Genomic DNA, 25,685 nt, shown 5'->3' with positions numbered 1-25,685 from the left:
TTGCAAACCCTTTCCTTAGGCGAATTACGCACGCTCTGTTACAGTGATTTCAAGGTGTTGAGGGTCAGGAGCGCGGAAATGACAAAAATTGCGAAGATCACCCTGCTGTTTGTTGTGTTCGTGGACCTGATTGGGCAAGGGCTGGTCTTTCCGATAATCAACTCTTTGATTATGGAAACGAAGTCCGGGTTTTTGCCGGAAAGCACTCCTGTCGGAACCCGCCATCTATATTACGGGCTGGTTATTGGGTGTTTCTTCCTGTCCTGGTTCCTTGGCGTCGTTTACGTCTCTAAGGTGTCAGATTCGATCGGACGAAAAAATGCGCTGCTGGTCTGTTTGGGTGGTGCACTGGCAGGGTATGCACTGACAATAGCAGCACTGTATCTCAATAGCCTACTAATGTTGATCATAGGCCGGTCAATAACGGGCTTCACAGCCGGAAACCAACCGATTGCGCAGGCGGCAATGATAGATGGCAGTATTGATGCCGCCGACCGGGATCGGAATATGGGGTATATTATAACGGGCGTAAGCTTTGGATTGGTCGGAGGGCCGATTATAGGAGCAGTGCTGTCCGACGCGGCCTTGCTGGGGAGTTTTGCAACCTTAAAGACGCCCTTTTATGGCGCTTTTGTTCTGGTCTTGATCGCAATTTTCCTCGTGCTTTTCTTTTTCAAAGATATGCGCACTGAACGAACAGCTTTTGTTTTTCGACCGCGCGATGTCACTGACAGCCTAATCGCAGTTCGCGAACACCCTATGGTTCTGAAAATCTTGCCTGTTTATGCGCTGTTCATGATTTCAAACGTTACGTTTTATGTCTTTGTCGACAACTTCCTGACTAGCGCTTGGGGATACGGTGTAATTGGCGGCAGTGTGGCAATGGTGGTCATCGGGATTGCGCTGGCTTTTTCCAGCACGTTTCTTGTGAAGCCTGCGCAAGAGCGTTTCAGCAAACACCTAATCATCTATACTTCGTTGGTTGTTATGGTGATCTGCGGCTTTGGCTTTGCATTCAGCCCCAGCGGCGTTCTGAGCTATGCCCCCGTCTTTTTCTTCTATTTCTTCTTTGGCGTGTCGTACCCGACTTTGCTGGGCCTGTTTTCATCTGCTGTCAGCGAGACAGATCAAGGATGGGTAATGGGCGTTACTACTGCAGTTTTCTGTTTGGCAGGCGGGGTCATGTCCTTGATCGGCGGCGGATTGATGAGTATCGATATCCGCCTGCCTTACTACATTGTGATCGCTGCTGCCATCCTGGGTTTGATTGGAATGCACAGGCGATGGAAAGGTAAAGAAATTTCGACCCTGCTGGCCTAGATCGTTTCTACCGTCAGGTTCCCGTTTGTATAGACGCATATATCAGCGGCTATCGCCATAGCACTACGGGCCACCTGTTCGGCGGACTTGTCGCTTTCCATCATTGCGCGCGCTGCCGCCAAGGCAAAGTTTCCACCTGAACCGATGGCAGCAACGTTGTGCTCTGGTTCCAGCACATCCCCTGCCCCGGTTATCACAAAAAGATCCTTACCGTCCGTAACGATAAGCATAGCCTCAAGTTTTTGCAGGTATTTATCAGTACGCCAGTCTTTGGCCAGTTCGACCGAAGCACGGGCCAGCTGCCCGGGCGTGGCCTCCAACTTTGCCTCTAGTCTTTCAAGAAGGGTAAACGCATCCGCCGTAGAACCGGCAAATCCTGCGACGATTTCAAACCCGCCCGGTGACAGGCGACGTACCTTTCGCGCAGTGCCCTTAATAACGGTCTGGCCAAGGCTCACCTGACCGTCACCGGCGATGACGACTTGATCGCCTTTTTTGACACCAATTATCGTCGTGCCATGCCAACCGGGAAAATCGCTGTCTGCCATCAAAGCCTCCGTTACTACAGTCGCTATATATGGGCCGGTCACGGTGTTGGCGCAACCCGTTCTAAAACTGCTCAAAAGATATGCAAAAAATGCAATTCGGGGTTGTTGGACTAGCATTTGTGAGTCCGCAGGCGCGGCACTACATGACAATTACAACCGACAACGGGTCGGCTGTTTCAGATTGAGGGAATGCGCAAATGGCACAAACTGCAACAAAACACGCACCACTCGGAGCAGCTACCATCCTGCACTTAGTAAACGCGTTCACCACCGCCTTCGATGATGCTTTCGAATGGAACAAAAACCGCAAGACTCGCAAAGTTCTGTCGGGTCTTACTGATGCACAGCTGGATGATATCGGGCTGGAGCGCTCAGAAATAGCAAAGATCTAAATCCGCGCTTGGACTTTGAAATTCGAACAGCCGCCCGGTCGTCCGAGCGGCTTATTCTATTTTAGCTTCGTACAAACTTATCCGACTGGTCGGGCAGAAACGCTTCCACAGCGGCGGTCGCTATCACATGGCGGTTTCCGGAAGCTTCATCTTCAACATCCAGCCCACCCTTTACGGCCCGCACTTCTGCGCGACCACGTGGTAAATCTTGGGCTATTAGATCGCAGTCAACCTGTTCAGGTTGCTGCACTCCGACCGTGACCTTAACGAGCATCTCATTGTGGTCGATGCCCAAACTTGAAAAAAGCGTGATAGATGAGTGATGCAGCGCGTCTTGCAATGCCCGGCGGGCAGCTTTTGTGTAATCCTGGCCATACAAGTCGTTGCCGGTACCCGTTTCCAGAATGATGCGTTTGGGGGTCAATTGGCAGGCTCCATATCAAAAGAAACAATGACCGCGGCGTTCGCAATAACCGTTTGGCCATCATTATGCGGCTTTGCGATGTCCAGTCCGCCATGGACAACCTTGATGTTCGGCTGACCGTAAGGAAAAATCGATTCCAAAATGCCCGGATCCACCAATTCGGGCTTTTGCACGCCAATTTCGGCGTCGATAATCATTGCGTCTTTGGGAAAGCCAAATAGATCGGCTAGGTCCACTGAATTACGCCACAGCGCATCTTTTAGCGCGCGTTTCGCGGCTTCGGTATAATCTTCACGCCGCAGAGAAGTTCCCATACCGAACTCCACTAATACTCGCGTCTTGGCCATTTGATTTCATTGTCCTTTGTCCGAATCTGACTTTTTGGTTCCGAAATTTCGAAATGAAAAAGGCGCCCATCGGGGCGCCTAATGCAACAGTCACCAGAGACAATTAAATGGATTCTTCAATCCAGCTTTGCAACGCAGCCTTGGGCGCTGCTCCCGCTCGGTTCGAAACCACTTGACCGTCTTTAAAAATAAACAGCGCCGGAATTCCGCGCACACCCATGGCCGCGGCAGAATTTGGGTTGCTGTCCACGTCGACCTTGGCGATTTTTACCTTGCCGCCATATTCGGTCGCTAATTCTTCAAGAGCGGGACCGATTTGCTTGCATGGGCCACACCATTCGGCCCAAAAATCTACTACTACGGGGACGTCTGAATTTTTGACTTCAGCGTCAAATGTCTCATCGGTAACAGCAACGGTCGACATATTCTGTCTCCTGAATGGGGAATGCTTGGAGTGTGAACGTATGTGTGAGAATATCCAAGGTCAAGATGCCGACTGTTGCTGCAAGGCATTCGTTACAAGTTCCTGTGACAACCACATCAGTCTAGCAGTTCGAGTCCAGAGTATCGCCGCTCGAATTTCGTGGTCTGGGTAGATTTGAGCCAAGGCGATTGAATAGGCACCCATCTGGCGCAATAAGCCGAGCGGACAGTTTTCGGGCGTATCGGGCACGGTGGCATTTGATTTGAAGTCAATGATTTGAATTTCTTTCTCTGTGACTATTAATCGGTCTATCACGCCGTGAAGGCGGCGACCCTGAAACTCTGCTGACACAGGGACTTCTGCAAGAGCGTCAGGATCAAAAAAAGGTTTTAGGTCTTCGGCTTTTAAAACGCGCGTGACCTCGTGCAATAAGTTGTGCCGATCTGCCTCTTGCATGTCCGGCAACAATCGAACGCTCAGCTGAGGCCATGCGTCTTCCGTAGCCATTGGCAAATTCTCCAACAAAAGATGCAGCCGGGTTCCGCGTAGCTTTGCCGCTTCTTCGTCCTGTCCTGTGTCACCCGGTAGTGCCTTGGCACCACCTAGTTCAGAAGGGCTTGCAGCCGCCTGAGGAGCGTCTGGGTTGGGCGCAGGCATACTAAAAATAGCGGGCAAAACTTCGGTCGGCACAGCTGGGTGGGATTGCTTGACCAACGGCAATCCTGCCCAGTCGCCATGTTCAAGTCGCCGGGTTTGAGACCCCTGCAACTGGATGGCTCCCGCCCTTTCCATTGCGGCTTCAACCATATTATACCAGCTGCTTTCATCCTTTCCGATGTCACCTGCGGCGGCAACAATTAACCACTTTTCGGCCCTTGTTAGAGCCACATACAAAAGGCGTAGGCGTTCGTTTTCCTCTCGTGTTCGGGCGTCGTCGCGCGCGTTGGCAATCACTTTGGGTGATGCATCAGTCGGTACTTTCCAAAACGGCACTTCATGGGCCGCCATAATTTCAGCGTCCCTTGGAGGCTGCCTTTTCCCAGTGTCAGGCAAAATAACTATGGGTGCTTCCAGTCCTTTGGAGCCATGAACGGTCATTACCCGTATCATATTCCCAACGCCGGTCATCTGGCGTTTGATTTCCAGATCGTCTGTTTCTATCCAGGCCAGAAATCCGGTCAGGCTTGGAATATCGGTACGTTCATACGCAAGAGCCTGAGACAACAGTGCGTTGATACCGTCTTCTGCCTCGGCGCCAAGTCGACCCAGCAATTTTTTCCTACCGTCATGACGCGTCAAAATGCGTTCGATCAGGTCGTAGGGTCGCAGAAAATCCGTTTGTCCACGCAAATCGTTAAGAACTGCGAGGGTTTCCGGAAACTCTTCAGAGCGCTTTCGCAATGCCGCCCAAAGAAAAGTTTCCTTACGTTTGTGCGCCAAATCAAAAATCTGCTGCTCTGTCCAACCAAACAATGGCGACTTCAAAACTGTGGCTAACGACAAACTGTCTTCTGGTGTGGCCGAAAAGCTCAGCAATGCCGCCAAATCCTTGACAGCTAGCTCTGCTCCGACCTTCAAGCGATCCGCCCCTGCAATCGGCAGATCAGCAGCCTTGCAGGCCCGAATAATCTCGGCAAAAAGGTCAGACCGTCGTTGGACCAAGATCAGAAAGTCCCCGGGCCGCACTTTTCGGCGGACAAATGTGCCCGGCACCTCGCCATCTTCGGGGATCGTTTCGCCGGTGTCGATCATGCATTTTATCGATTGGGCCACTCTTTCGGCCAAAAGCACGTTGTGATGACGTTTCCCCGGACGATCTACAGGGTCAGTCCAATCGCCATCCTCATCATCTTCGACTTTTTCAATCACCGGCCACAAATCGACACGGCCTGGCAGATCGGCCTTGAAAGCTCGGTGCTGGGATTCCTTGTGAAAGCCAGCATTTGCACGGTTTTCGAACAGAATATCCACTAAACCCAATATGACACTGGACGAACGAAACGAATATTCCAGCGTTGAATTCCATAGTTTAGAGCCTGATTCCTGAAGCTTCCGCCCAAATTCAGCTTGCATTCTGTCGAAGGCCCGCGGGTCGGCACCTTGGAAAGAATAGATAGACTGTTTTTTGTCACCGACGACAAATATAGTCCGCTCGATGCCAGGGCGGACGCCTTCCCCGCTCGTGAATTCCTGCGCTAGTTTTTCGACAACGTCCCATTGGTCTGGGCTGGTGTCTTGCGCTTCGTCCACCAGAATGTGATCGATGCCGCCGTCCAGTCGGTACAATACCCATTCAGCTACGGCCGGGTCATTAAGCACCTGACGCGCACGCAAAATTAGATCGTCGAAATCCAGCCAGCCGCGCAACTGTTTGCGGCGCTCGTATTCCGGCAAAAAGGCGGCAGCGAAATTGTGCAGGACAAAAGTCTTTCGGGCAGCAATAAGCGCTAGCCGTGGCTCGCGCGCCGCCTCAACCCGAAGCATCAGCTGATCTAGCTGAGGCATCTTATCCGCCAAAACACCTTCGCGGAGATTCTTGGTAGGAAAGCTGCCGACCTTTGCTGCAAAAGGTGCCTTTGCAGTTTTTCCAAACAAGAAGATACTTTCCAATAGCGGCAGGCTGGCAAGGTTCGCAGTCACTCCAGATGTCAATCTTGCTGCTGCCTTTGCGTCGTTCCCACCACTTTCGACCAAACTGGGAACAATACTTTGTAAAAACTCAATTTCTCCACCCAAGAAGACGCGATTCAAAAGATCTTCCTCGTTAAATCCATCGGGTAAGTCGAAAAGAGTCAGGAGGTCGGCCCAGCTCTTAGATTTGGCAAAAAGACTTCGTTTGCTGGTGATGGCCGCCGTCAACTTGTCAAACCCGGAGTCCGTCACAAAACGGGAAACGTCCTTGACCAGGTGTGCTTGCGGACCATCTGCAAAATCTTCGAGTAATTCCTCGCGCAACAAGGCGGCGGCCCGATCTTCCATTTCACTGAATTGTGGGCTGACCCCTGCCTCAAGCGGAAACCGACGTAAAAGCGAAGCGCAAAATGAGTGGATCGTTTGAATTTTCAATCCGCCCGGAGCTTCGATCGCGCGTGCGAACAATGTACGAGCCTGCGCCAAGCGCTGAGGGCTGATATGACCTTCGACACCAAGATCGGTCAACTGCTCAAGCAATTGATCGTCGGCCAACATAGCCCATTCGCCCAAACGTTTGAACAGCCGGTTCTGCATCTCGCTGGCTGCAGCCTTGGTGTAGGTCAGGCAAAGGATATGCTGCGGCTGCACACCATCTAGTAACAACCGGGCCACACGGTCGGTCAAAACACGTGTCTTGCCAGACCCGGCATTCGCAGCCAGCCAGGTTGAGGCACCCGGCCGAGCAGCTTGCACCTGTCGCTGGGTTGCGTCGTGCAAGGCGCTCATGTCAAGTTCTCGGGGCTGGTTTCAGTAGTACGGTCCCATTCACCGAAACGGGCAAGGTGGTCGTAGTCACCCGTATCATTGTCTTTGTGCACCATTCTGCGGGACGAAAACCCCTGTTCAGGCTCTAAATAGGCCGAAATCAACTCTTTGAGTTCTTTTAGGACTTTGTCCACCGGTTCCTTGTCCAGCGGCGCAAGCACCTCCTTATATGTGCCGCCCATCCCAATAAACACCGCTTGAGCGACAGATATTGGATCGAAACCCTCGACACCGCCCTGTTCGGCTATTGCCGCCTCGATCAATAATTGTTTGTCAAAGTTCGCCTGCTGACCCTTGGTCGGCGGTGTACCTGTTTTATAGTCGATAATTCGCAAGGCCCCGTGTCTGGTGCGGTCAATGCGATCAGCGCGTCCCGAAATCGCAAAATCCAATGGCGTCAACGCCAGATTCATCGTCGCCTCAAACGCCACAGGCCCTCCATCCGATCGGCGCATGAGTTCAGCTTGTAGAAAGTCATCCGCAATCCGTTCAAGTCTGGCCAGCCAAAGGGTGCGCGCTGTTGGCCATGCAACATGTTCAGCAAGCAATATCTCAGCGCATTTCAAAAAGTTCTCACGCGTCAATAGCGAGACGTCCAAAACACTTTCCTTGATGAACTCCTCGAGTATCTCGTGAACGACAATGCCGCGTAATAGGGCATCCGGGGCCTGCACCAATGGATCCAACGGCTTTAAGCGCAGTACGTGTTTGGCATAAATTGCATAAGGGTCGCGGATCAATCGCTTGATTTCAGTTATACTCAGGCGCCTTGGTCGGGCAGACAGGGGTGGACGAGGAGACGGACGGGATGCAGGCTGAACCCGCGGCGCCGCTTCCATAGCCTCCGTCCAGCGCAGCCATTGGTCGCCGCGGTCCCGCATGTCAGACAAGACCTGCGGCCCACCTTGAGCAGGCAATCCCTGCAAGAGGTTGGTTAAGCGGTTTAGCCATCGCGAGGCGACCGTTTCCGCTTCTTCCGAGCGGACGGCGCGGGTCAACCATACCTCCGGAGCGCCGACCGCCTGTTGGAAGTCGTGCGCTGACAATCCGATCCTACGTTCTGGCAACAACAGTCCCGCCTTCTCTCGCATCTGACGGTTTAGCCATGGGTCGGGAGAGGCTGCTTCGGGCCAACTGCCCTCATTCAAACCCCCGAGTATCAACAAGTCGGCGCCTTGCACACGTGCCTCAAGCGTTCCCCAGATCATGATACTTGGATGTGGAGCATCACGATCACGAACTTCTTCGCCGGCAAGTAACGCGCCCAAAAGATCAGCAAAGTCCCGAGCCGAAATCAGACCGCCGTGCTGAGCTTCATTTTCCAATTCGTTCAAAACGGCAAAGGCATTTTGACCAGCTTTCTTTTCCCATAAATTGCCAGCTTCACCGCTCGACCCGTTTGACATCAACTCAGCAGTCGAGCGGAGACGAGCCACCCAGTCAGACAGCGGAAGTTCGGAGGGGCTGTGTAGCTCGCAGAAGCAAGACACTAGCCAACGTAACCAAGGCTCCGGCAAGTTTTTGCCTTCGCCAAAAGCGGTCAAGCTGCGTTGGTCCGGGAAGGGCGGTCCATGGCGACGAATGTGCAGCTCCAGTTCACGGGTGAACAGCAGGTGGCCGCCTCGGCCGCCGCCATCATGGCACAAAGGATGTTTCAGTAGCGTCAGCAATGCTTCACCATCAAGGCGGCGCACAAACAAACTGGCAATGTGGCGCAGAAAACGGCCTGGCGGAGAAAGCTGCAAAGGCAATCCAGCGCTGTCATCAGGTAAGATATTCCAGCGATCTAAAGCGGCGCTGACCCGTCTGGTCAGCATTCGGTCCGGCGTTATCAGTGCTGCAGACTGTCCGATTTCGGCGGCGTGCCGTAAACGCATAGCGATTGCCAGTGCTTCTGCACGGGGGGATTGAGCCTCGACCAAAGTCAGGTCCCGGGTGGCAATATCCAGTTCGCGCAGTTGAGGCCCCTCGGACATCCAAGCATCCGTGATCGGCGCAGGACGCAATGCAAGAGATACCAACCGGTTGCGAGATGGCGAAGGAGCTTGGTCATCGGTCCATGGCTGAACTTGATCCGGCGACATATCCAACTTCCGTAGCAACTTTTGAAACCGGTATTGCGGGTGATCCTCTGAGGTGAGGGCGTTGTCCAAACTCTCCCACACATACTGTGGTTGATCGAAATCGTAACCCGGCAGGATCAAGGCCCCTTGAGGCAGTCGGGCGATGGCCTCCATCAGCATAAGTGTTGTGCCACGCGATCCAGTCGACCCTGCCAAGATGACCGGATTAAGCGGAGGTTGTTTTTGCCAACTTGCGACGAGATTTTCCACTACGCGCCGTTGCCGCGCTTGCGCGTCCAGTGCGTCATCTCCCGACGAGATAAATTGATCCGCTATGTCAATGAAAGCCTGAGCGCGAGCCCAGTGCCCCGACATATCACTGACGTCCAATTGGCGGACAGCGTCCGCAGAAACGCCTTCGCCCTGCATTTCGTCAATTAACAATGCAAGGCTGTCAGATAAATCGAACAGGGATGATCGTGCGGCAAGATCTGGCTGTTGATCCAAAAGTTTTGAAATCAACTGTGTCAATTCTAGCCGACGGCGTAACGCGGGGATCGCCGGAGGAATATGTGCAAGATCTACGCTTTCACCCAAATCTGTCAGCAAGGAAAGTCGGGGCAACAGACAAGGTGCCCCTTGATCAAACAGATCACGCACCCGACGCTCCATGCGACGAGTATTTACTATCAACTGCATGCGGGCCAGGTTTTCCGGCGGAAAGGCTGCGCTGCGCGCGCGTATGCCGTCGACAAGTGCTTTTGGAAAATCCACGCCCGGCGGAACAGCAAACACCCTCGGCAGAGCGTCGTTTTCAAACATCGGCAATCAACTCCTCAGCCAACACTATGCCTTCGGGTCGGCCGACGTCGCACCATCGACCCGGATATTGAAGGGCATGTAGCCTTCCGGCATCGTGCATTTGATCCCAAACTACATTAAGCGAAAAGGTACTGTCAGGAACGGCGGTAAGTCCGCTTGTTTTGATGATTTGTGCGCCTCCGTAGATCAGGCCCGGCCCACGGGCGATACGCCCGGAAGCGTCCTGAGAAAAATCTCCTTGGCCGCTGTAGCCAATAGCATGTGCGACGGGAACACACATTAACAATGCGTCCATTTCCTCGGGTCTCCAGGCCTCTCTCAAAAGCCGCAATGGGTTCGGACCAGCCCAGATGGCATCGGTATTCAGTGTGAAAACAGGGTCGGACTCCAGTAGAGGCAGGGCTGCGCGTAGTCCACCTCCGGTTTCAAGAATATCCGGCTCTTCCAAGGAAATTCGCACGTCGGTCGCTGCCAAGTATGCAATTATCTGGTCGGCCAGATAGTGGACGTTTGCGACAATGCGAGATGGGCCAATGCCTTCGGCCAAATCCAATGCGTGGTTGATCAGGGGCCGGCCTGCGACCTCGACCATTGGTTTTGGTTTGTCTTTCGTTATGTTGCCCATGCGTGTACCGAACCCTGCGGCAAACAGCATGACGGCTTCGGGTTCACCTTTCATTACGGTCGAAGCCTCGCCAAATTGTCGGGATTGGGTGGCGGCAACGCATTACGCACAATATCTGCAATCGAAACAAGCGCAGGGTGCTCGAGATCACGCATCAAATGGCCCCAAACTGCTGGTATCAAATCAACATAATGCGGCTTTTCGTAGTCTGTCGCTAAACGCGCGAATCCACCCAATATCCTTAGATTGCGCTGGGCGCCTAACACTGCGTAGGCAGTTCTAAAGTCGTGACTGTCTATGCCCGTTGAGGCGATGTATCGATCGATCATTCGCATTTCTATCCCAACCGGCACAGAGCGGCGTACGTCCTGTAGCAAAGACATCAGATCATAGGCAGGATGCCCGAGCATGGCGCTTTGGAAGTCTAAAAGGCCAACGCGGCGAAGTCCGGTACGGTTCGGCAACCAAATCAGGTTTTCGGCATGATAGTCCCTTTGCACTACGACCCGGTAGCCTCCTGTTTCGCGGTGGAGAATATCGGAGAAACGCAATTCAAACCTTGATCGTGCGTCGACATCATGGGCACCCAGAATGCCTTGCGCGTATTTGGTAAAAGCGAGGGCCGAATATTCAGTCATTATTGCCGGGTCATAAGAATCTAGCGGGATAACCGGTGAGGCATGCAGATGCACCAAAACGTCAGTTGCAGCCTCGTATAACTTGCGTTCAAGTTCGGCTTCTCGTTCCAGAACCCGGGCAAAAAGGTCATCACCCAGATCCTCCAGCAGCAGAAAGCCGTATTCGCAATCCTCTGCGTAAATTTCCGGTGCGCTTAGACCGATTGATTGCAAGTATTTCGCCATTCGAACAAACGCTGCAACGTCTTCATTCTTGTCTGGTGGAGAATCCATAAGAAGAGCCGTGGCTCTATTTACTTTGTTAGTGAGACGTTCGTACCGACGGTTCGAGGCATCTCCGGCCAAAGGTGTATGTATCGCATCCGCCCATTCTGTCTGTGCGATCAGAGCCTCGGCTAATATGGCCCGATTAGTCATAGAGTCCCCTCCAGCTTTCTGAGCCATTTTGGATCGGTCCAGCCGAAGTTTAGATGCCGTGTCTCACAGTGGTCAGCGTCTGTCTGAAAATGTACTCGCAACGCCGAGGGTGGTTCCAATTGTTCGAGTTTTTCCGGCCACTCAATCAGACACACAGCCTCATCAAAAGCCTGCGTCAAGCCCAGCTCTTCAATCTCGTTGATATCCGACAAACGATAGAGATCGGAATGCCAGACCTCGCCGATTCGAGTATCGTAAGTCTGTACCAACGTAAACGTGGGCGAGGGCACATCTTCCGGTACCGACATTAACGACTGGATCAAAGCCCGCGCGAAATGAGTTTTGCCGCTTCCGATTTCGCCTTCCAACAAAAGCACATCTCCAACAGCTAAAACTGCACCCAGCCTTGCGGCCAGTGCTTGAGTTTCTTCCGGTGAATTCAACGAGATCTCAACAATCGTATTCATGGCGCTACAATGGACTTGCACCTAGCCCGCTGCAACCCGGTTCAGGCAATGGCTTTGTCCATAGCAACAGTCTGGTGGGTCGTCTGTTCTACTGTGAATCGAATGATGGTCGCCCCGTTTTGCAGCGGGCTGACGGTACAGTTCAATCCGGTTCCGTCTCTCATTGACATTGTTGCCGACCACTGTGCACGATTATCACGCATCCCGACAAAGTCACGGATCTCGCCCAAGACTGGGGTAGCGTCACATAATTCCTGCCACTTACGTGTTACGTCCAGAACTGTTCCTGGCTCGAACCCCGCTTCTTCCGTCTCGCCCCACAATGTCTGATAGGCGGCGTTGGTCTGTGCCAATGTTCCGTCATTTGAAAAGACAGCGATTGCGTCCGTGAGGTTATCCAAGATGGATTGCATAAGATCCATTTCTGACCGAAATCTGCGGGTTAGCGTGATTTCGGCTGTGATGTCCTCGAATAAAAAAGCGACAGCTCCGTCAGGGTGCGGGCGACCGCTGACAGAATAGACCGAACCGGACGACAGAGACCAAGTTTCCTGAAAATTTCCGTCTTGAGCGGCTTCAAGCAAGTCATTCATCTGACGCCGCCATCCGCGGTAATTCTTTGGTTCAGGCATCATGCTTTGATCACGCAATCGGTCGAAAAAGCTGGAGAGACTGGGGCGACAGCTGAGGAAGTCCGGTGAAAAGGCAGTTAAGTCGGTAAGAGCGGGGCGAACAACGCCAGCTGCCTGTTCCGGTCAAATATAGCTAACCCGATCGACGGTTGCGCGAATGTCTTTGTCATGGTCTGCACGAATTTACGCTGCGCCGCCTCGGCCTCGACAATAGCATTAACATTCGTAGCGTAATTCAATAGACCTTCTTCACTGTCTACAAGCATCAAATCGAACCAAAGCTTGTTCTCGTTGCCCTTGACCGAAACCGACACGCGGGTTTTGCTGCTCAAGTGATCTTTGCTTTGAGCCTTTGGGAAAAGCGGCTTCATTAAGTCGGCTTCCTTTCCTCGCACTTTGCGCACCAAGGAGACGTAAGCCGAGTTGCACCATCGAACAACGTTGAATTCATCCAGCAACCAAACCGGGTAAGGTGCCTGGTCCATCGCCATTCGGGTTGGATCCGCCAGTTCACTGCGAACCAAAGTCGCACCGCTTTGTTTGTCGCGAAGTTGCACCCGGACTATACCGTCAATCCATTCACACAAAACCTCTCGGTCCATCGTTCAATCGAGCGCAGCGACGATCATGCTACCCTTGCGGCGCACAGTTTCGGATGTCTGGGGGAAGGTCGGGAAATCCCGGCTAAGGAGACGATGGAGATCCTGCCAGTTATTGACGGCCTCATAACCGGCCAATGCAATGTCCAAGTGGCTTATCAGGCGGTCGCCGTCGAATAGGAATACGGTGTCGAACAAAGAATTCCGCGTGGCCGGCCCATAGTCGTTAATCCGCGACAATCGTCTCGGCAAAAGCCATTGCAGCGCGAAACCCGCCGACACCAAGCTGATCGCGGCCAGAGTGATCCAGTCAGCCATGGAGTTGACATCCTTTGAGCCCAACGGCCCCTCTATGAATGTCAAAGGTTAATGATACCCTAATTTATATCTGAAACGGTTGATTGGCGCCGGATGGCACAGGTGAGTCGCCTGTTTGTGCGTCTATCAGCCTACGCGGCCAAATAACCTGAACAATGGCGCCACGCCGCTCTGGGTCGTTGGTCAGATTTTGATAAGGGTCGGCTCCGTTGGCAAACTTCAAATCAGCGCCACTTCTTTCCAACAGGGTCTTCGCAATGAACAACCCCAAACCCATGCCCTCATATTCCGGGCGCGTAGTTCGATCAGACTCGGAACGCCGTCTCCGCATAAACGGATCGCCGATCCGCCCGATAATGTGAGAGGGGTACCCCCGACCGTCATCCATAATCGATATCATGATCCAATTCGTTGTCCATTCCGCCTCGACCCAGACATTTGTTTGCGCGAAATCAACGGCGTTCTGGATCAAGTTTCGCAGACCATGGATGATTTCTGGTTTGCGCAGAATTGCGGGTTGTTGAACATCTGCATCCCCAGCGGGACCTTCGCGAAAATGAATCGATTTGCCCCTGTTTACATGCGGCTCCGCCGCTTCGTGTATGACCGCAGAAAGCGGGGCTTGCCGCAGATGCAGATCGTCTTTACCTGCACTGCCCATGTCTCTGAGGATGTCGCGACACCGATTTGCCTGTTCGCGGATCAACGCTGCGTCTTCCTTCAGGTCGGGACGATCTTCGAGCTCTTCCAATAACTCTGAACTGGCTAACTTTATCGTGGCAAGCGGCGTACCCAATTCGTGTGCGGCAGCCGCCACGACACCGCCCAGATCGGTCAGTTTTTGTTCGCGGGCAAGGGCCATGTGGGTGGCTGACAAAGCCTCGGACATGGACTGCACCTCTGAGCTGACGCGGTGCGAGTAGGCCCCGAGGAAAACAATAGCAATCACAATCGCGGACCAATTACCGAATAAAAGGATGTCGGGCATATCTAAAACCAGCCCAACATTGGTGCGCAACGGTAAATGGAATTGCGCCAGCAGAGTTGTCAGAACGATTGCTACTGCCCCGACGATCAGAGTTGAGCGTGTGCTCATTACATTGGCCGAGATTGTAACGGGACCCACCAGAAGCAAGGCAAATGGATTGTTCAGTCCGCCCGTCAGATACAAAAGAAAAGACAATTGCAGCAGATCGAAAAGCACCATCAGGAAATTTTCGAATTCAGACAGGCGTTTGTTTTCTGGAAAAAGAAGGATTGCCGTCAGGTTGCCCATAACCGATACGCCAACCGCGAAATAGCACAAACCAAGCTCAAGCTGAACATGATAGGTGTGTTGGGCTACCGTGATCGCCGTGACCTGGCCAATAATAGCAACCCAACGCAGCAAAATCAGTGTCCGCAGGCGGATCCAACTACTGCGTTCCTGCCCGCGCCAAAGACTGATGCTGGAATTTGCCATTGGTCAATTATGTCCTGTTGCGTCGGATGCTTATCTTGATAGGTGTCCCGGTTGAAACGATCAACAACCCTTGAATCAGGATAATTGCCATGATCCGCCTTTACGCAATACTTGCAGCCGTCGTACTGGCCGTTGGATTAGGAGCCATGTGGTTGCTGACGACAGGAGGGAAAGGGGATGACAAATTCGCTCAATGCCGTACTAGCCAGATAGCTGGCGGCGCTGCAGCAATAGGCGGCCCATTTCAACTGATCAACGCCGAAGGCGAAACGGTGTCCGATACTGACGTGATCACAGAGCCTACCCTTGTTTACTTTGGCTATACTTTCTGTCCTGATGTCTGCCCATTTGACATGTCCCGTAATGCCGAGGCCGTTGATATTCTGGCGGAACGCGGCTTTTCGGTGACGCCGCTTTTCATTTCGATTGATCCAGATCGCGATACGCCTGAGGTGATCGGAGACTACGCTTTCAATCTCCATGAACGTATGATTGCGTTGACTGGATCACCTGAACAGGTAAAGGCCGCTAGCCAAGCATATAAGACTTACTACAAAGCTCATGACAAAAGCGACGAGTATTATCTGGTCGACCATTCGACCTTTACTTATCTTGTTACCCCACAGGACGGGTTTATTGAGTTCTTTAACCGCAACGATACAGCAGAACAGATGGCTAAAAAGGTCAGCTGTTTTCTAGAAAGAATGTGATTTTCAGCGGCTAGTTTGACCTTTGTCATGGCGCTGCTATTACTCATAATTAAGCCAATTGGCGTGAAATAGCGGAAAGACCCTAATATGGCAGACAGTTCCGAGCTTGACATCGGCCCCGACAAATCCTTGCTTTTGGTAGACGATGACGAGCCTTTTCTGAGACGTTTGGCCAAGGCCATGGAGAAACGAGGCTTTGAAATCGAGACTGCTGGCTCGGTTGCAGCTGGTCGCGCCATTGCGACGGCTCGGCCTCCTGCCTACGCGGTAGTTGATCTACGATTGGAGGATGGAAACGGCCTGGATGTCGTGGAAGTTCTGCGAGAAAAGCGGCCAGATTGCAGGGTCGTAGTCTTGACTGGATACGGCGCCATCGCAACCGCAGTGGCCGCGGTAAAGATCGGAGCCACAGATTACCTTTCAAAACCTGCCGATGCCACCGACGTCATGAATGCTTTGCTGGCCAAAGGAGATGAGTTGCCTCCACCGCCTGAAAACCCCATGAGTGCCGATCGGGTACGTTGGGAACATATCCAGCGCGTTTATGAGCTATGTGATCGGAATGTCAGCGAGACAGCGCGGCGTTTGAACATGCACCGTAGGACGTTGCAGCGGATTCTGGCAAAGCGCAGCCCACGTTAGAACAGTCTTATTGGCATAGCCTTCATTTGAATTGCTATCAATGTGACCATTCCTGAGTGCGCGGCGGCTGCCTTCGAAAAATACCAAAAGGTCAATCTTGATAATCGCTAATATCTTCGGGCGCATGTAACAATGTGCTCTCGTACTTTTTTAGGTCATCGAGCATATTGAGCCATGGCAATTTGCTATGATAGTTGACGTGAAAAGTCGGTTCAAAATCCTCGGGGTTTTCCATAGAAGCCGCGTAAAGGTGCATTCCCCCTTCGTAGTGTTGTGCTTCGAAACCTAGCGGTGAACCGCAATCGGCGCAGAAATGTCTGTATACGCCTTTGGAGCTTTCGAAGGTTTTTGGGGTTTTCCCGGTCCACCTAAAGTTTTTCAAGGGAACGCCGAGCCACGCAACGACAGGGGCCGCGCAATTTCTGCGGCAGTCGTCACAATGGCAATAACAGCCCCAAGAAATTTCTTCGACAAATTCCCAACTGGTTTTCTTGCAAAGGCAATGGCCCCTGGTGGTCATCCGATGCTCCATTTTTTGTTGATAAAGCATCCCATGATTTACTTAATTCGACGCCGCCAAACAGACGTCTAGTTGCCAGATTGCGACATTGGGTCAAAGGTCTTTGTTGGCTTCAAGCCGACGGTGGAGTAATTTGATTTGCTAGAGGGACGCGATCAACTGTTTGTGTCGTTCCATATATGCCCGCCGCACTTCGATTGGCGGACGCAGTTTGATCAGCGATCCTTCAATAATTGCCTTGTCCGGGCGGCCGAAGAATTTTGTGGCCTCGGCTTCAGAAAACCCCGCGATCTGGGTGGCTTCCATCCAGGCGCTGATTTTATCAGCCTTTTTAATTTGCGCTTTGACAGTTTTTGGAACCGACGCAGGCAGGCCGAACCGGATGTGAATTGCCGTGGCAAGTCGGTCGTCCAGCTCGCCGTATCCCGGTCCGACGGCTGACTTTACTGGCGAAATCATATCCCCGATCACATACTCCGGCGCATCGTGCAACAATGCGGCCAACCTCCATTTGACTGGGGAATTAGGGGCGATGCGACTAAAAAGTTCTTCGACCAGCAGGGAGTGTTCAGCTACGGAATAAGCAAAATCACCATGCGTTTGACCATTCCAGCGCGCGACAAAAGCAAGTCCATGGGCGATATCTTCGATCTCGATGTCCACCGGTGTGGGGTCCAGCAAATCCAACCTGCGACCTGACAGCATCCTTTGCCATGCTCTTGGTTGTGTTGCCATTCTGCCATGCCCCTTTATGACCGACGCGCAAGCCCGGTGTTTTTATGATATGATGTACCTGTCTGGATCACTGGCTGCCAACTATTTCTTGAGCATTCGTGCTTTGAATTGGCGCGATTTGATCCCGACATAATGGACTGAGGGGGGCGCAGGCTCCTCCCGGTTGCGCCCCTCTCGAAACGAAACACGTATCGAAAGGAGCATTATATGTTCAAGCGTTTGTTTGGAATTGTCCTGACTTTCGGAATGGCCGCCGCAGCGCCTCCGGCTTTTGCCCAAAATTGTGCAGAGCGCGAGCATCTCATAACCAAACTGCAGAACAGCTACTCAGAGAAGTTGGCCTTTGGAGGGTTGCAAAAGACGCGTGGTGCGCAATCAGTTATGGAAGTATGGACTTCGGAAGAAACCGGAAGTTACACGGTCTTGGTGACCCATGCGAATGGCATTAGTTGCATAGTCGCAGTCGGCACCGACTTTTTTGAAGCCAACAGCAAAGAAACGCCCGACGGCATCCCTAGCTGATCTTTAGTGACCCGTAGTCGACATGACGTTGTTTGTGATCACTTCAAAATCATTTTTGAATTTGCCTAGATAACGTTGAGTCCTTGATGCTGAAAGAAGATGTTTTATCAAAATTTTGCGCATCTTTGTGCTATTCAAGGCCATCGGCCCATTATTCTTCCGAAATATATTTTCATCGGGAAAATGCACATCGGAGAACGCTTTCATAGTCCTCGCAAAGCGTGGACTAAGCTCGCCTCTTGGATCTTTCCAAGGTTTGGTCTTGCCAATGAAATGAACTAAATGCGGTTCGATCTGCATGGCAAAGAGCTGCGAAGACCACGTAAACTGCCAATTCCACATCGGGCTTATTTCTGCCCAATCCCCTTGTAAAACTGCGTTATACAGGTTTTGGTCATGGCGGATCATAACGTCGGCTTTTGCCTTGCCCAGTTCCAAGCATTTTTTTAGCAAGCCCTGATTGTTGTAACGATTTACATCCATCAGTATCGCACCGGCATTGAAGTATGGCGCCGAGCGCAGCGCTAAAATTCTGAACTGTTTAGGTTTTCGACCAGGCGTACGCCACTGAGTGTTATCGCGCACCGCTGCAATTGGGTGTGGTGCAATGTCCAAGTCCATCAAAGCGCTAAAGTTTCCGCCTTGGACAAAAATATCGCTGTCCAAATAAAGAATGCGATCATATTTGGCGGAAAATGCTGAAGGCAGTGCAAGGCGCAGATAAACATCATGACTTTTGCCGGGATCAAGCCTAAGACCCTGAAAAAGGTTTCCTGTATCCACGTGACAGAGCCGAATGTTCAGATGTTCAAGTGACTTTGGAATTTCAACCGGTCGCTCGCCATAGCAGATGCAAATATCGAAATCTCGATTTGAATGCAGAGAAGCGATTTGGGACGCGGCGTGTGCGGCAAAGACCAAATAATTTTGGTCACAGCAAAATATGATCGCTTTGCGAAACTGTGCGGGTGCGGAAGACGTTACATTCAGCTGTTGAATTTCTTGTTCCATATAGACGTCTAAGGTCGCGAGGTTATCGGACTCGATCAATTTTCGTATATTCGAATTTGCCGGATCGAATTCGCATTGCGAGACCATGATGTCAATGTTAGATGCCTCGGTCAGGTTATACGGAGGCGTGCTATGGGCAATGACTACGAGGTAAAGGACATTTCGCTGGCTGAGTTTGGCCGAAAAGAGCTGGATATTGCTGAAACAGAGATGCCTGGCCTTATGGCGCTGCGCGCTGAATACGGCGACCAGAAACCCTTGAAGGGCGCACGGATAGTTGGCTCGTTGCACATGACGATTCAAACTGCGGTACTGATCGAAACGCTCGTCGCGCTTGGGGCAGACGTGCGCTGGGCGTCGTGTAACATATTCTCGACACAGGACCATGCCGCGGCCGCTATAGCAGCAGCAGGCATACCGGTGTTTGCCATCAAAGGCCAAACGCTTGAAGAGCACTGGGATTACCTGGACAAATCGTTCTTGTTCGAAGAAGGCCCAAACATGATCCTGGACGATGGCGGTGACGCGACATTGTACATTCTTTTGGGCGCGCGGGCGGAGGCAGGCGAAGAAATTATTGCTGTTCCAAGCTCAGAAGAGGAAGAGGTGATCAAGAAGCAGATCGCCAAACGGATGGCAGCGTCCCCGGGTTGGTTTGCTAAGATGCGCGACCAGATTCAGGGTGTTTCTGAGGAAACCACCACCGGTGTGAACCGACTGTATCAACTTTTCAAAGACGGCCATCTTCCCTTCCCGGCAATCAACGTAAATGACTCGGTAACAAAGTCGAAGTTCGACAACAAATACGGTTGCAAGGAATCGCTGGTTGACGGTATCCGCCGCGCCACAGACACAATGATGGCTGGTAAGGTCGCCGTAGTTTGTGGTTATGGGGATGTTGGCAAAGGATCTGCCGCGTCGTTGCGCGGTGCAGGTGCCCGCGTTAAAGTAACTGAGGTGGATCCGATCTGCGCCTTGCAAGCCGCGATGGACGGTTTCGAAGTTACCCTGCTGGAGGACGAAATAGACAGCGCCGATATCTTCATTACGACCACGGGAAACAAGGACGTAATCCGCATCGAACATATGCGTGAGATGAAGGATATGGCCATTGTCGGCAATATTGGCCACTTCGATAACGAAATTCAGGTCGCCAATTTACGCAACCACAAATGGACCAACATCAAAGAACAGGTAGACATGATCGAAATGCCTTCTGGCAACCGTATCATTCTGCTGTCCGAGGGTCGCCTTTTGAACCTTGGAAACGCGACCGGTCACCCCTCTTTCGTTATGTCTGCATCGTTTACCAACCAGGTTTTGGCGCAGATAGAGCTATTTACCAAGGGCGACCAGTACGAGAACAAAGTCTATATCCTGCCCAAGCATCTGGACGAGAAAGTCGCTCGGCTTCACTTGGATCGGATTGGGGTGAAGTTGACTCAGATGGATAATGAACAGGCAGCTTATATCGGCGTGAAACCAGAAGGCCCGTATAAGCCTGAGCACTACCGCTACTGATAAATAGTTATCCGAAATAGACGGCGGCTGACTTGGCCGCCGTTACAAATCAGCATCATCGTAGCGAGGGAAAAAATTCACCCCGGCCGCCTGGCGTGAAGTCAAGGATATTCCAAAGCGGCCACGCCGAGTCCACGTGACGCGGATGCCAATCGCTGGGCTCGAAGAAAAGTTCAGAACTCCAAAAGTGGCGTATGCCGTCGTTACCGCGCTGAAAGATGTTCAGGATCGGCAGTTGGCTCCCATCCTGAGTTTCTGCCAGATAATCGCGTTGATAGTCAGTACCTTTTGCGGAAAATAGCGACAATTCGCTCCAACCCATTCGAGATTTAAGTTCAACTAACTTTTCCGCCGTGTTTTGAGCGACAATCGCTAAGCTTATCTTTTGTGAGATATGCGCGATCTGACCATTCAGCCCGTCAAGAAAAGCTGAACACATTGGACAAGGCGCGTCAGCGGTTGGTCCGTACATCAGCGAGTAGATAGCAAGGGTGTCATGCGAACCAAATAGTGTCGACATAGGCGCAGTCTCACCTTTCTCGGTCCGAAACACGTAATCCGAAGGAACTGCTCCGCCCTTTGGCAGGTTGCGACGCAGTTTCGCGACATTTTCTATTTGAGACCTCAAATCGGCTTCGGCCGCGAGCAAGGCGTTTCGAGCGGATCGATATTCGGGGCTTTCATTTGGAAGCGTAACTGGCATGACTACCTCTCTGGGCATGGCAGGATTTTTAATTTAACTTTTATGTTAAATAATTGATGAAGAATATTCAAGCCTGACCCAAAAACAGTTTTTCTTGAATGATTGAACTTTTATTTCCCATTCGAGAAAGTTTCCCTAGGAACAAATAAGAATTTGAAAAATATATTAAATTTGAACGAACCCCCCAAAAAAAGTGAATGGAATCTGACCTTTGGAAAAAATTTTTAGCGTTGGTCCATCGAATTTCCACTGGTCACGGAACCAAAGATTTCCCTCTCGGCAGTAACAGAAAATAGCCGAACTAATGCTGACAAAAGCAGGCTGAAAATTGAATTTTAGTGAATTCTTACGGATTTGTTGTTTGTGCCTATAGCCGTTGATCAGCTAAGGTCAAAACATGACCAGGACGGTCAGAACCAGAATAATCCAATCGCGTGTGGTGACTCGGGAGCGCGCGGGGGTAGGGAAGGTTCTGAAAGTTCAGGATCTTCCCTTTTTAATCAGCCAGAGTTTGACCAAGGTTGCAAATTACAGCCCACTCTGAACCAGTCACGGGCTGCACAGAAAGTCGCGAGTTTTTAACCAAAACCATCTCAGATAGCCGTTCATCGGCTTTAATCTGGTCTAATGTCACTGGCGCAACGAATGGTCGGACTGCTTTTATGTCCACACACTCCCAGCGCTCGTCATCGGTTGTGCTGTCCAGATGCGCTTGGGCGCAGACTTCAACAATCCCGACAATCGCCTTGTCTTTTTGCGAGTGGTAAAAAAAACCGCGATCGCCAACATGCATTTGACGCATAAAGTTCCGCGCCTGATAATTTCGAACGCCATCCCATTCCTCACCAGAATCGCCTTTGGCGACCTGCTGATCCCAACTCCACGTCGAAGGCTCGGATTTGAATAGCCAGTACGCCATCAACCTATCACCTTTTTCCATGGGATTAGCTCTACGGAATAAAACAACCCAGCCTTGGCATAAGGATCGTTGTCGGCCCACGTCTTCGCAGCATCCATATCTTCCACATCTAAAATGATCAGCGAACCAATCATAGCATCGCCGTCCAACAACGGGCCAGCCTGGGAAACAACTCCTGTTTCTTCAATATACGACAGGTGAGCCGAACGGTTATCAAGGCGGGTTTGCAACGCGCCCTCTTTGTCACGGGTGATCAACGCAATAAGCATCCTATTCCTCCTTGAGCGGGCGACTAAGCAGAGTGCCAATCGCGTCGTTTACACTGTATTTTCCGATACTAAGCTCTGCCACCGTTTGGCTTATCGGCATTTCCAGCGCTTCGGTCTGTGCGATTTCCGCAACTGCGGTCGCTGTGGCTACACCTTCGACTGTAGTTGATTGGTCGAAGGGTCGATCCCGACCCAAACACAGTCCAAAACGGTAATTTCTAGACAGTTCCGACGAACAGGTCAAAACCAAATCACCTAGTCCGGACAAGCCCATCAATGTTTCAGACCTTGCGCCACGCATCAACGCAAAGCGCAGCATTTCAGCAAACCCTCTTGTCATTAGCGCCGCTCGCGCACTGTCGCCCAGACCTGCTCCGATGGAAGCGCCACAGGCTATGGCTATCACGTTCTTTAGGGCGCCCCCAAGTTCTGCGCCGATCAAATCGTTGGTGCGATACAGGCGCAAATTGGACGTAGTTAGGTCGGTCTGCAGGTTTTTCCCAAGGTTCTTGTCCGCGCAAGCCAAAGTCAGCGCCGTAGGTAGACCGCGCGCGATGTCGTCTGCAAAACTTGGTCCGGTGAGAAGGGCAGCGCAGGAATTGGGTGTTACTTGCTTGATAATAGATATCGGACCTACCCCGGTAGCCAATTCTATTCCCTTGCAACAGGCCACCAGTGTCTTGCCATCCAGTGCAGAGGCTTGTTCAACTAAGGCTTCCCTCATTTTTTGCATTGGAACAGCTAATAGGACGACGTCGGAAAGGGCAGCTTTCTCTATGTCAGCAGTTACATCGATTTCCGAGGGAAGGCGCACGCCGGGCAAATGGGATTTGTTTTCCCGCTCCAATAGCATTGTCTGCGCTTGTTCGTTATTGCGCGACCAAAGGGTGACCTGCCCATTCTCAGCAAGTGAAACCGCCAATGCGGTTCCAAATGCACCTGATCCCAGGATTGAAATGCTCACGCCTTAGCACCTTTTTTGCCACCGCCCAAAATCGAAGGGCTGTTCTGATCCAGTGGCCAACGGGGCCGAGCGGAAAGCTCCATTCCATCTCTGGCGCCACGGCGAAATCGCTCCAACCCAGCGAATGCAATCATGGCAGCGTTATCAGTGCAAAGGCTCAACGGCGGGGCAATGAATTTTGCACCAGACTCCACAGCAACAGTCTCTAAACGAGCGCGAATCGCGAAATTCGCTGCCACTCCTCCGGCCACCGCTATGACCGGCTCTGGTGGACTCTCAGCCATGTATAATGCAATGGCACTTCGGGTTTTTTCCGACAGAGTTTCCACTACAGCTTGTTGAAATCCGGCGCATAGATCTGCGCGGTCGCTTCGCATCAAACCGCCCTTTTCAAGAACGACCAGATCGCGCAAACGCAACAAGGCCGTCTTAAGGCCAGAGAAAGAAAGATCACAACCTGGTCGATCCAGCAGAGGACGCGGAAAATGGAAACGGTTTGGATTTCCCGCCCGAGCCTCAGCCTCTACGCTTGGGCCTCCGGGTTGAGGCAGTCCCAGCAACCGCGCGGTTTTGTCGAAAGCTTCGCCGGGTGCGTCGTCAATTGTTCCGCCCAACCGGGTAAATTCTTCGGGCCCTCTGGCAATCAGGTACTGGCAATGCCCGCCTGAAACCAAAAGCATCAGATAAGGAAATGCAATCTTGTCGGTCAGGCGGGGCGTTAGCGCATGGCCCGCAAGATGGTTAACGCCGATCAAGGGCAGGCCGGACGCCGCGCTTAGACCTTTAGCGCACATCACGCCTGACATAACCCCGCCTATCAGGCCGGGTCCTGCTGTAACAGCTATGGCATCCATGTCCCGCAAACTCAGCCCCGCAGTGTCCAGTGCCTGTTTTACGCAGATGTCTAACTTTTCCGTGTGCGCCCGGGCAGCGATTTCTGGCACAACGCCGCCGAATGTACTGTGAAGCTCAGTCTGGCCATGCACGATGGAAGATAAAATTTCCGCAGGCTCGAAGTCAGTTTGGCGCACGACAGCGGCAGCTGTATCATCACAGCTGCTTTCCAATCCAAGGACGGTAAGTGTTTGCACCATTGACCTGATCCGTTGCATCATGATTTCAAAGCGGGGTAGCACCCTGCGCGGACGCAAACAATCCCAAGGCCGAAGGCGCCGCCTGTTGTACCTTTTGATGACCCGCCCTCGCGCCGCCTCGGAGAGGTTCGTTGCGCAGCTTCCGACCCGCGCCAGATCGCGTGTCACTGTGATTCATTCCCCTTTACTTGAGATACGGCCGCTTGAGGTTCAAGTGGCGACAAAAGGAATTCGGGGTTTGATCTTCACATCGGCAAACTCGGTGAATGCGGCGGTATCCTTGGGGGTGAACCGAAAACTACCTGCGTATTGCGTTGGGCCTGCCACCACTGGAACTGCAAAAGGCGCGGGATGGATGGCCCGGATGGTTGGCGCGACGGCTGAGGAACTGGTGGCAAACCTGTTACAACTTAGACCCGAAAGCCCACTTTTGCATCTGCGCGGGGAACACAGCCGCGGCAATGTCGCCGAACGCCTAACCGAACTAGGCCTGACCACGTTCGCACAGCCGGTCTATAGACAAAGGCTCCTGCCGCTCACCCCCCAGGCCGAAAAAGCTGCCCTTGGTGACGCACCCGTTTTAGCGCCGATATTTTCGCCACGGACCGCGCGACAATTTGCCGACGTCTGGGAAGGTTCTGCGCCTTTATGGTTGGCCGCTATTAGCGAAGCGACGGCCGACCCCCTTAGAACGTTGACGTTCCGGCGCCTGAAGATTGCTAAAGAACCCACGCCCAAGAAGATGAGTAAGGCCGTCAAAAAACTTGTGAAACATGCCTTGCGGGTTGAGGGTGCGGCTGGCGCGGATTAACTTGGGTGCGTCTGTAGTTCGGGTGTTTTTAGAATCGATAAGGGGATTGTGACGGTGGCTGGTAAAAAGAAGACTGATCAGGAACCACTGGAAGACCCCAATTCAGAAGAGCGATTGGAAGTTGATCCATCGGCTTCTGATCCTGCAGCGGACGATCTGTCGATTGACAACCAGGACAACCCGGAAGAAATCACTTCCGAAGCCGAAGCCGAAGCCGAAGCCGAAGCCGAAGCCGAAGCCGAAGCCGAAGCCGAAGCCGAAGCCGAAGCCGAAGCCGAAGCCGAAGCCGAAGCCGAAGCCGAAGCCG

At 52.3% G+C, this 25,685-nt stretch carries 28 protein-coding genes and 1 pseudogene; 8 read left to right on the top strand and 21 right to left on the bottom strand.

Annotation, left to right across the window (positions count from 1 at the left end; genetic code table 11):
- Window positions 1-78: 78 nt before the first annotated feature.
- The gene (locus AC2FNE_RS18305) at window positions 79-1,320 is read left to right on the top strand and encodes an MFS transporter (RefSeq protein ID WP_496805985.1); all 1,242 of its coding nucleotides are present in this window, start codon (window positions 79-81) and stop codon (window positions 1,318-1,320) included.
- On the opposite strand, the gene hslV is transcribed toward AC2FNE_RS18305, so the two are convergent.
- Window positions 1,317-1,868: an ATP-dependent protease subunit HslV gene (hslV, locus tag AC2FNE_RS18300; protein ID WP_170606537.1), complete on the bottom strand. Its 552-nt coding sequence runs from the start codon at window positions 1,866-1,868 to the stop codon at window positions 1,317-1,319. The two genes, AC2FNE_RS18305 and hslV, sit on opposite strands and share 4 nt — an antisense overlap.
- A gap of 197 nt (window positions 1,869-2,065) precedes the next feature.
- Here hslV and AC2FNE_RS18295 point away from each other — a divergent pair, with 197 nt between their 5' ends.
- On the top strand, window positions 2,066-2,260 hold the full coding sequence (locus tag AC2FNE_RS18295; RefSeq protein ID WP_496805984.1) for a DUF1127 domain-containing protein: 195 nt from the start codon (window positions 2,066-2,068) through the stop codon (window positions 2,258-2,260).
- Between the two features lie 61 nt (window positions 2,261-2,321).
- Here the strand turns inward: AC2FNE_RS18295 and AC2FNE_RS18290 are convergent, their stop codons facing one another.
- From AC2FNE_RS18290 to regB, 12 genes are all read right to left on the bottom strand, one after another.
- Window positions 2,322-2,684: a Lin0512 family protein gene (locus tag AC2FNE_RS18290; RefSeq protein ID WP_496805983.1), complete on the bottom strand. Its 363-nt coding sequence runs from the start codon at window positions 2,682-2,684 to the stop codon at window positions 2,322-2,324.
- Window positions 2,681-3,031, bottom strand: coding sequence for a Lin0512 family protein (locus tag AC2FNE_RS18285; RefSeq protein ID WP_496805982.1), 351 nt, complete (start codon window positions 3,029-3,031; stop codon window positions 2,681-2,683). Before AC2FNE_RS18285 ends, AC2FNE_RS18290 begins: the two co-directional genes overlap by 4 nt.
- Window positions 3,032-3,134: 103 nt before the next feature.
- On the bottom strand, window positions 3,135-3,455 hold the full coding sequence (gene trxA, locus AC2FNE_RS18280; RefSeq protein ID WP_170481095.1) for a thioredoxin: 321 nt from the start codon (window positions 3,453-3,455) through the stop codon (window positions 3,135-3,137).
- A 60-nt stretch (window positions 3,456-3,515) separates the two neighbouring features.
- Window positions 3,516-6,875 (bottom strand): double-strand break repair helicase AddA, encoded by a 3,360-nt coding sequence (gene addA / locus AC2FNE_RS18275; protein WP_496805981.1) that lies wholly within the window; start codon window positions 6,873-6,875, stop codon window positions 3,516-3,518.
- Window positions 6,872-9,799, bottom strand: a complete 2,928-nt coding sequence (gene addB, locus AC2FNE_RS18270; RefSeq protein WP_496805980.1) for a double-strand break repair protein AddB — start codon at window positions 9,797-9,799, stop codon at window positions 6,872-6,874. Before addB ends, addA begins: the two co-directional genes overlap by 4 nt.
- Entirely contained in the window at window positions 9,792-10,478 is a 687-nt protein-coding gene (locus tag AC2FNE_RS18265) for a nucleotidyltransferase family protein (RefSeq protein ID WP_496805979.1), read from the bottom strand. Before AC2FNE_RS18265 ends, addB begins: the two co-directional genes overlap by 8 nt.
- The gene (locus tag AC2FNE_RS18260) at window positions 10,478-11,479 is read right to left on the bottom strand and encodes an aminoglycoside phosphotransferase family protein (RefSeq protein ID WP_496805978.1); all 1,002 of its coding nucleotides are present in this window, start codon (window positions 11,477-11,479) and stop codon (window positions 10,478-10,480) included. The genes AC2FNE_RS18265 and AC2FNE_RS18260 overlap by 1 nt, the downstream gene beginning before the upstream one ends.
- Window positions 11,476-11,946 (bottom strand): tRNA (adenosine(37)-N6)-threonylcarbamoyltransferase complex ATPase subunit type 1 TsaE, encoded by a 471-nt coding sequence (gene tsaE, locus AC2FNE_RS18255; RefSeq protein WP_496805977.1) that lies wholly within the window; start codon window positions 11,944-11,946, stop codon window positions 11,476-11,478. The genes AC2FNE_RS18260 and tsaE overlap by 4 nt, the downstream gene beginning before the upstream one ends.
- A 41-nt stretch (window positions 11,947-11,987) precedes the next feature.
- A complete protein-coding gene (locus tag AC2FNE_RS18250) occupies window positions 11,988-12,539 on the bottom strand; it encodes a hypothetical protein (protein WP_496805976.1) in 552 nt (183 codons plus the stop codon).
- 116 nt (window positions 12,540-12,655) lie between these two features.
- Entirely contained in the window at window positions 12,656-13,180 is a 525-nt protein-coding gene (locus AC2FNE_RS18245) for a hypothetical protein (protein ID WP_496805975.1), read from the bottom strand.
- Window positions 13,181-13,183: 3 nt separating this feature from the next.
- Window positions 13,184-13,495: a hypothetical protein gene (locus tag AC2FNE_RS18240; protein WP_496805974.1), complete on the bottom strand. Its 312-nt coding sequence runs from the start codon at window positions 13,493-13,495 to the stop codon at window positions 13,184-13,186.
- A gap of 64 nt (window positions 13,496-13,559) precedes the next feature.
- Window positions 13,560-14,957: a sensor histidine kinase RegB gene (regB, locus tag AC2FNE_RS18235; protein ID WP_496805973.1), complete on the bottom strand. Its 1,398-nt coding sequence runs from the start codon at window positions 14,955-14,957 to the stop codon at window positions 13,560-13,562.
- 89 nt (window positions 14,958-15,046) lie between these two features.
- Between regB and AC2FNE_RS18230 the strand changes: the two genes are divergently transcribed.
- Entirely contained in the window at window positions 15,047-15,667 is a 621-nt protein-coding gene (locus AC2FNE_RS18230) for an SCO family protein (protein WP_496805972.1), read from the top strand.
- Window positions 15,668-15,754: 87 nt separating this feature from the next.
- Complete coding sequence (locus tag AC2FNE_RS18225) at window positions 15,755-16,309, top strand: ActR/PrrA/RegA family redox response regulator transcription factor (RefSeq protein ID WP_170481122.1); 555 nt, start codon at window positions 15,755-15,757, stop codon at window positions 16,307-16,309.
- Between the two features lie 91 nt (window positions 16,310-16,400).
- Here the strand turns inward: AC2FNE_RS18225 and AC2FNE_RS18220 are convergent, their stop codons facing one another.
- Both AC2FNE_RS18220 and AC2FNE_RS18215 read right to left on the bottom strand, forming a co-directional pair.
- Window positions 16,401-16,829, bottom strand: coding sequence for a GFA family protein (locus tag AC2FNE_RS18220; RefSeq protein ID WP_496805971.1), 429 nt, complete (start codon window positions 16,827-16,829; stop codon window positions 16,401-16,403).
- Window positions 16,830-16,970: 141 nt separating this feature from the next.
- Window positions 16,971-17,564 (bottom strand): HD domain-containing protein, encoded by a 594-nt coding sequence (locus AC2FNE_RS18215; RefSeq protein ID WP_496805970.1) that lies wholly within the window; start codon window positions 17,562-17,564, stop codon window positions 16,971-16,973.
- Window positions 17,565-17,771: 207 nt separating this feature from the next.
- On the opposite strand from AC2FNE_RS18215, the gene AC2FNE_RS18210 reads away from it, so the two are divergent.
- Window positions 17,772-18,086, top strand: coding sequence for a hypothetical protein (locus tag AC2FNE_RS18210; RefSeq protein ID WP_496805969.1), 315 nt, complete (start codon window positions 17,772-17,774; stop codon window positions 18,084-18,086).
- Between the two features lie 3 nt (window positions 18,087-18,089).
- Here the strand turns inward: AC2FNE_RS18210 and AC2FNE_RS18205 are convergent, their stop codons facing one another.
- A complete protein-coding gene (locus tag AC2FNE_RS18205) occupies window positions 18,090-19,097 on the bottom strand; it encodes a glycosyltransferase family 8 protein (RefSeq protein ID WP_496805968.1) in 1,008 nt (335 codons plus the stop codon).
- A gap of 132 nt (window positions 19,098-19,229) precedes the next feature.
- Between AC2FNE_RS18205 and ahcY the strand changes: the two genes are divergently transcribed.
- Window positions 19,230-20,618 carry an adenosylhomocysteinase gene (ahcY, locus tag AC2FNE_RS18200; protein WP_170481134.1) on the top strand — a complete coding sequence of 463 codons (1,389 nt, stop codon included), beginning with the start codon at window positions 19,230-19,232 and terminating at the stop codon, window positions 20,616-20,618.
- A 55-nt stretch (window positions 20,619-20,673) separates the two neighbouring features.
- Here ahcY and AC2FNE_RS18195 read toward each other — a convergent pair whose 3' ends face one another.
- From AC2FNE_RS18195 to tsaD, 5 genes are all read right to left on the bottom strand, one after another.
- A complete protein-coding gene (locus AC2FNE_RS18195) occupies window positions 20,674-21,321 on the bottom strand; it encodes a DUF899 family protein (protein ID WP_496805967.1) in 648 nt (215 codons plus the stop codon).
- A gap of 496 nt (window positions 21,322-21,817) precedes the next feature.
- The gene (locus AC2FNE_RS18190) at window positions 21,818-22,240 is read right to left on the bottom strand and encodes an EVE domain-containing protein (protein ID WP_496805966.1); all 423 of its coding nucleotides are present in this window, start codon (window positions 22,238-22,240) and stop codon (window positions 21,818-21,820) included.
- A complete protein-coding gene (locus tag AC2FNE_RS18185) occupies window positions 22,240-22,509 on the bottom strand; it encodes a YciI family protein (RefSeq protein ID WP_496805965.1) in 270 nt (89 codons plus the stop codon). The genes AC2FNE_RS18190 and AC2FNE_RS18185 overlap by 1 nt, the downstream gene beginning before the upstream one ends.
- 1 nt (window position 22,510) lies before the next feature.
- The gene (locus AC2FNE_RS18180) at window positions 22,511-23,473 is read right to left on the bottom strand and encodes an NAD(P)H-dependent glycerol-3-phosphate dehydrogenase (RefSeq protein WP_496805964.1); all 963 of its coding nucleotides are present in this window, start codon (window positions 23,471-23,473) and stop codon (window positions 22,511-22,513) included.
- Entirely contained in the window at window positions 23,470-24,567 is a 1,098-nt protein-coding gene (gene tsaD / locus AC2FNE_RS18175) for a tRNA (adenosine(37)-N6)-threonylcarbamoyltransferase complex transferase subunit TsaD (RefSeq protein WP_496805963.1), read from the bottom strand. The genes AC2FNE_RS18180 and tsaD overlap by 4 nt, the downstream gene beginning before the upstream one ends.
- A gap of 85 nt (window positions 24,568-24,652) precedes the next feature.
- On the opposite strand from tsaD, the gene AC2FNE_RS18170 reads away from it, so the two are divergent.
- Window positions 24,653-25,378: a uroporphyrinogen-III synthase gene (locus AC2FNE_RS18170; protein ID WP_496805962.1), complete on the top strand. Its 726-nt coding sequence runs from the start codon at window positions 24,653-24,655 to the stop codon at window positions 25,376-25,378.
- A gap of 54 nt (window positions 25,379-25,432) precedes the next feature.
- Window positions 25,433-25,685 (top strand): annotated as a pseudogene (locus AC2FNE_RS18165) (hypothetical protein); the annotation flags it as partial.

The sequence above is a fragment of the Ruegeria sp. YKSD179 genome (assembly GCF_059612885.1).
This window is presented reverse-complemented; position numbering and strand designations above follow the sequence as displayed.

Excerpts from the sequence above, each read along its gene's own strand:
- AC2FNE_RS18305 (WP_496805985.1), top strand. The coding sequence starts at position 79 with ATGACAAAAATTGCGAAGATCACCCTGCTGTTTGTTGTGTTCGTGGAC.
- hslV (WP_170606537.1), bottom strand. The coding sequence starts at position 1,868 with ATGGCAGACAGCGATTTTCCCGGTTGGCATGGCACGACGATAATTGGT.
- AC2FNE_RS18295 (WP_496805984.1), top strand. The coding sequence starts at position 2,066 with ATGGCACAAACTGCAACAAAACACGCACCACTCGGAGCAGCTACCATC.
- AC2FNE_RS18285 (WP_496805982.1), bottom strand. The coding sequence starts at position 3,031 with ATGGCCAAGACGCGAGTATTAGTGGAGTTCGGTATGGGAACTTCTCTG.
- trxA (WP_170481095.1), bottom strand. The coding sequence starts at position 3,455 with ATGTCGACCGTTGCTGTTACCGATGAGACATTTGACGCTGAAGTCAAA.
- addA (WP_496805981.1), bottom strand. The coding sequence starts at position 6,875 with ATGAGCGCCTTGCACGACGCAACCCAGCGACAGGTGCAAGCTGCTCGG.
- addB (WP_496805980.1), bottom strand. The coding sequence starts at position 9,799 with ATGTTTGAAAACGACGCTCTGCCGAGGGTGTTTGCTGTTCCGCCGGGC.
- AC2FNE_RS18265 (WP_496805979.1), bottom strand. The coding sequence starts at position 10,478 with ATGAAAGGTGAACCCGAAGCCGTCATGCTGTTTGCCGCAGGGTTCGGT.
- AC2FNE_RS18260 (WP_496805978.1), bottom strand. The coding sequence starts at position 11,479 with ATGACTAATCGGGCCATATTAGCCGAGGCTCTGATCGCACAGACAGAA.
- tsaE (WP_496805977.1), bottom strand. The coding sequence starts at position 11,946 with ATGAATACGATTGTTGAGATCTCGTTGAATTCACCGGAAGAAACTCAA.
- AC2FNE_RS18250 (WP_496805976.1), bottom strand. The coding sequence starts at position 12,539 with ATGAATGACTTGCTTGAAGCCGCTCAAGACGGAAATTTTCAGGAAACT.
- AC2FNE_RS18245 (WP_496805975.1), bottom strand. The coding sequence starts at position 13,180 with ATGGACCGAGAGGTTTTGTGTGAATGGATTGACGGTATAGTCCGGGTG.
- AC2FNE_RS18240 (WP_496805974.1), bottom strand. The coding sequence starts at position 13,495 with ATGGCTGACTGGATCACTCTGGCCGCGATCAGCTTGGTGTCGGCGGGT.
- regB (WP_496805973.1), bottom strand. The coding sequence starts at position 14,957 with ATGGCAAATTCCAGCATCAGTCTTTGGCGCGGGCAGGAACGCAGTAGT.
- AC2FNE_RS18230 (WP_496805972.1), top strand. The coding sequence starts at position 15,047 with ATGATCCGCCTTTACGCAATACTTGCAGCCGTCGTACTGGCCGTTGGA.
- AC2FNE_RS18225 (WP_170481122.1), top strand. The coding sequence starts at position 15,755 with ATGGCAGACAGTTCCGAGCTTGACATCGGCCCCGACAAATCCTTGCTT.
- AC2FNE_RS18220 (WP_496805971.1), bottom strand. The coding sequence starts at position 16,829 with ATGACCACCAGGGGCCATTGCCTTTGCAAGAAAACCAGTTGGGAATTT.
- AC2FNE_RS18215 (WP_496805970.1), bottom strand. The coding sequence starts at position 17,564 with ATGGCAACACAACCAAGAGCATGGCAAAGGATGCTGTCAGGTCGCAGG.
- AC2FNE_RS18210 (WP_496805969.1), top strand. The coding sequence starts at position 17,772 with ATGTTCAAGCGTTTGTTTGGAATTGTCCTGACTTTCGGAATGGCCGCC.
- AC2FNE_RS18205 (WP_496805968.1), bottom strand. The coding sequence starts at position 19,097 with ATGGAACAAGAAATTCAACAGCTGAATGTAACGTCTTCCGCACCCGCA.
- ahcY (WP_170481134.1), top strand. The coding sequence starts at position 19,230 with ATGGGCAATGACTACGAGGTAAAGGACATTTCGCTGGCTGAGTTTGGC.
- AC2FNE_RS18195 (WP_496805967.1), bottom strand. The coding sequence starts at position 21,321 with ATGCCAGTTACGCTTCCAAATGAAAGCCCCGAATATCGATCCGCTCGA.
- AC2FNE_RS18190 (WP_496805966.1), bottom strand. The coding sequence starts at position 22,240 with ATGGCGTACTGGCTATTCAAATCCGAGCCTTCGACGTGGAGTTGGGAT.
- AC2FNE_RS18185 (WP_496805965.1), bottom strand. The coding sequence starts at position 22,509 with ATGCTTATTGCGTTGATCACCCGTGACAAAGAGGGCGCGTTGCAAACC.
- tsaD (WP_496805963.1), bottom strand. The coding sequence starts at position 24,567 with ATGGTGCAAACACTTACCGTCCTTGGATTGGAAAGCAGCTGTGATGAT.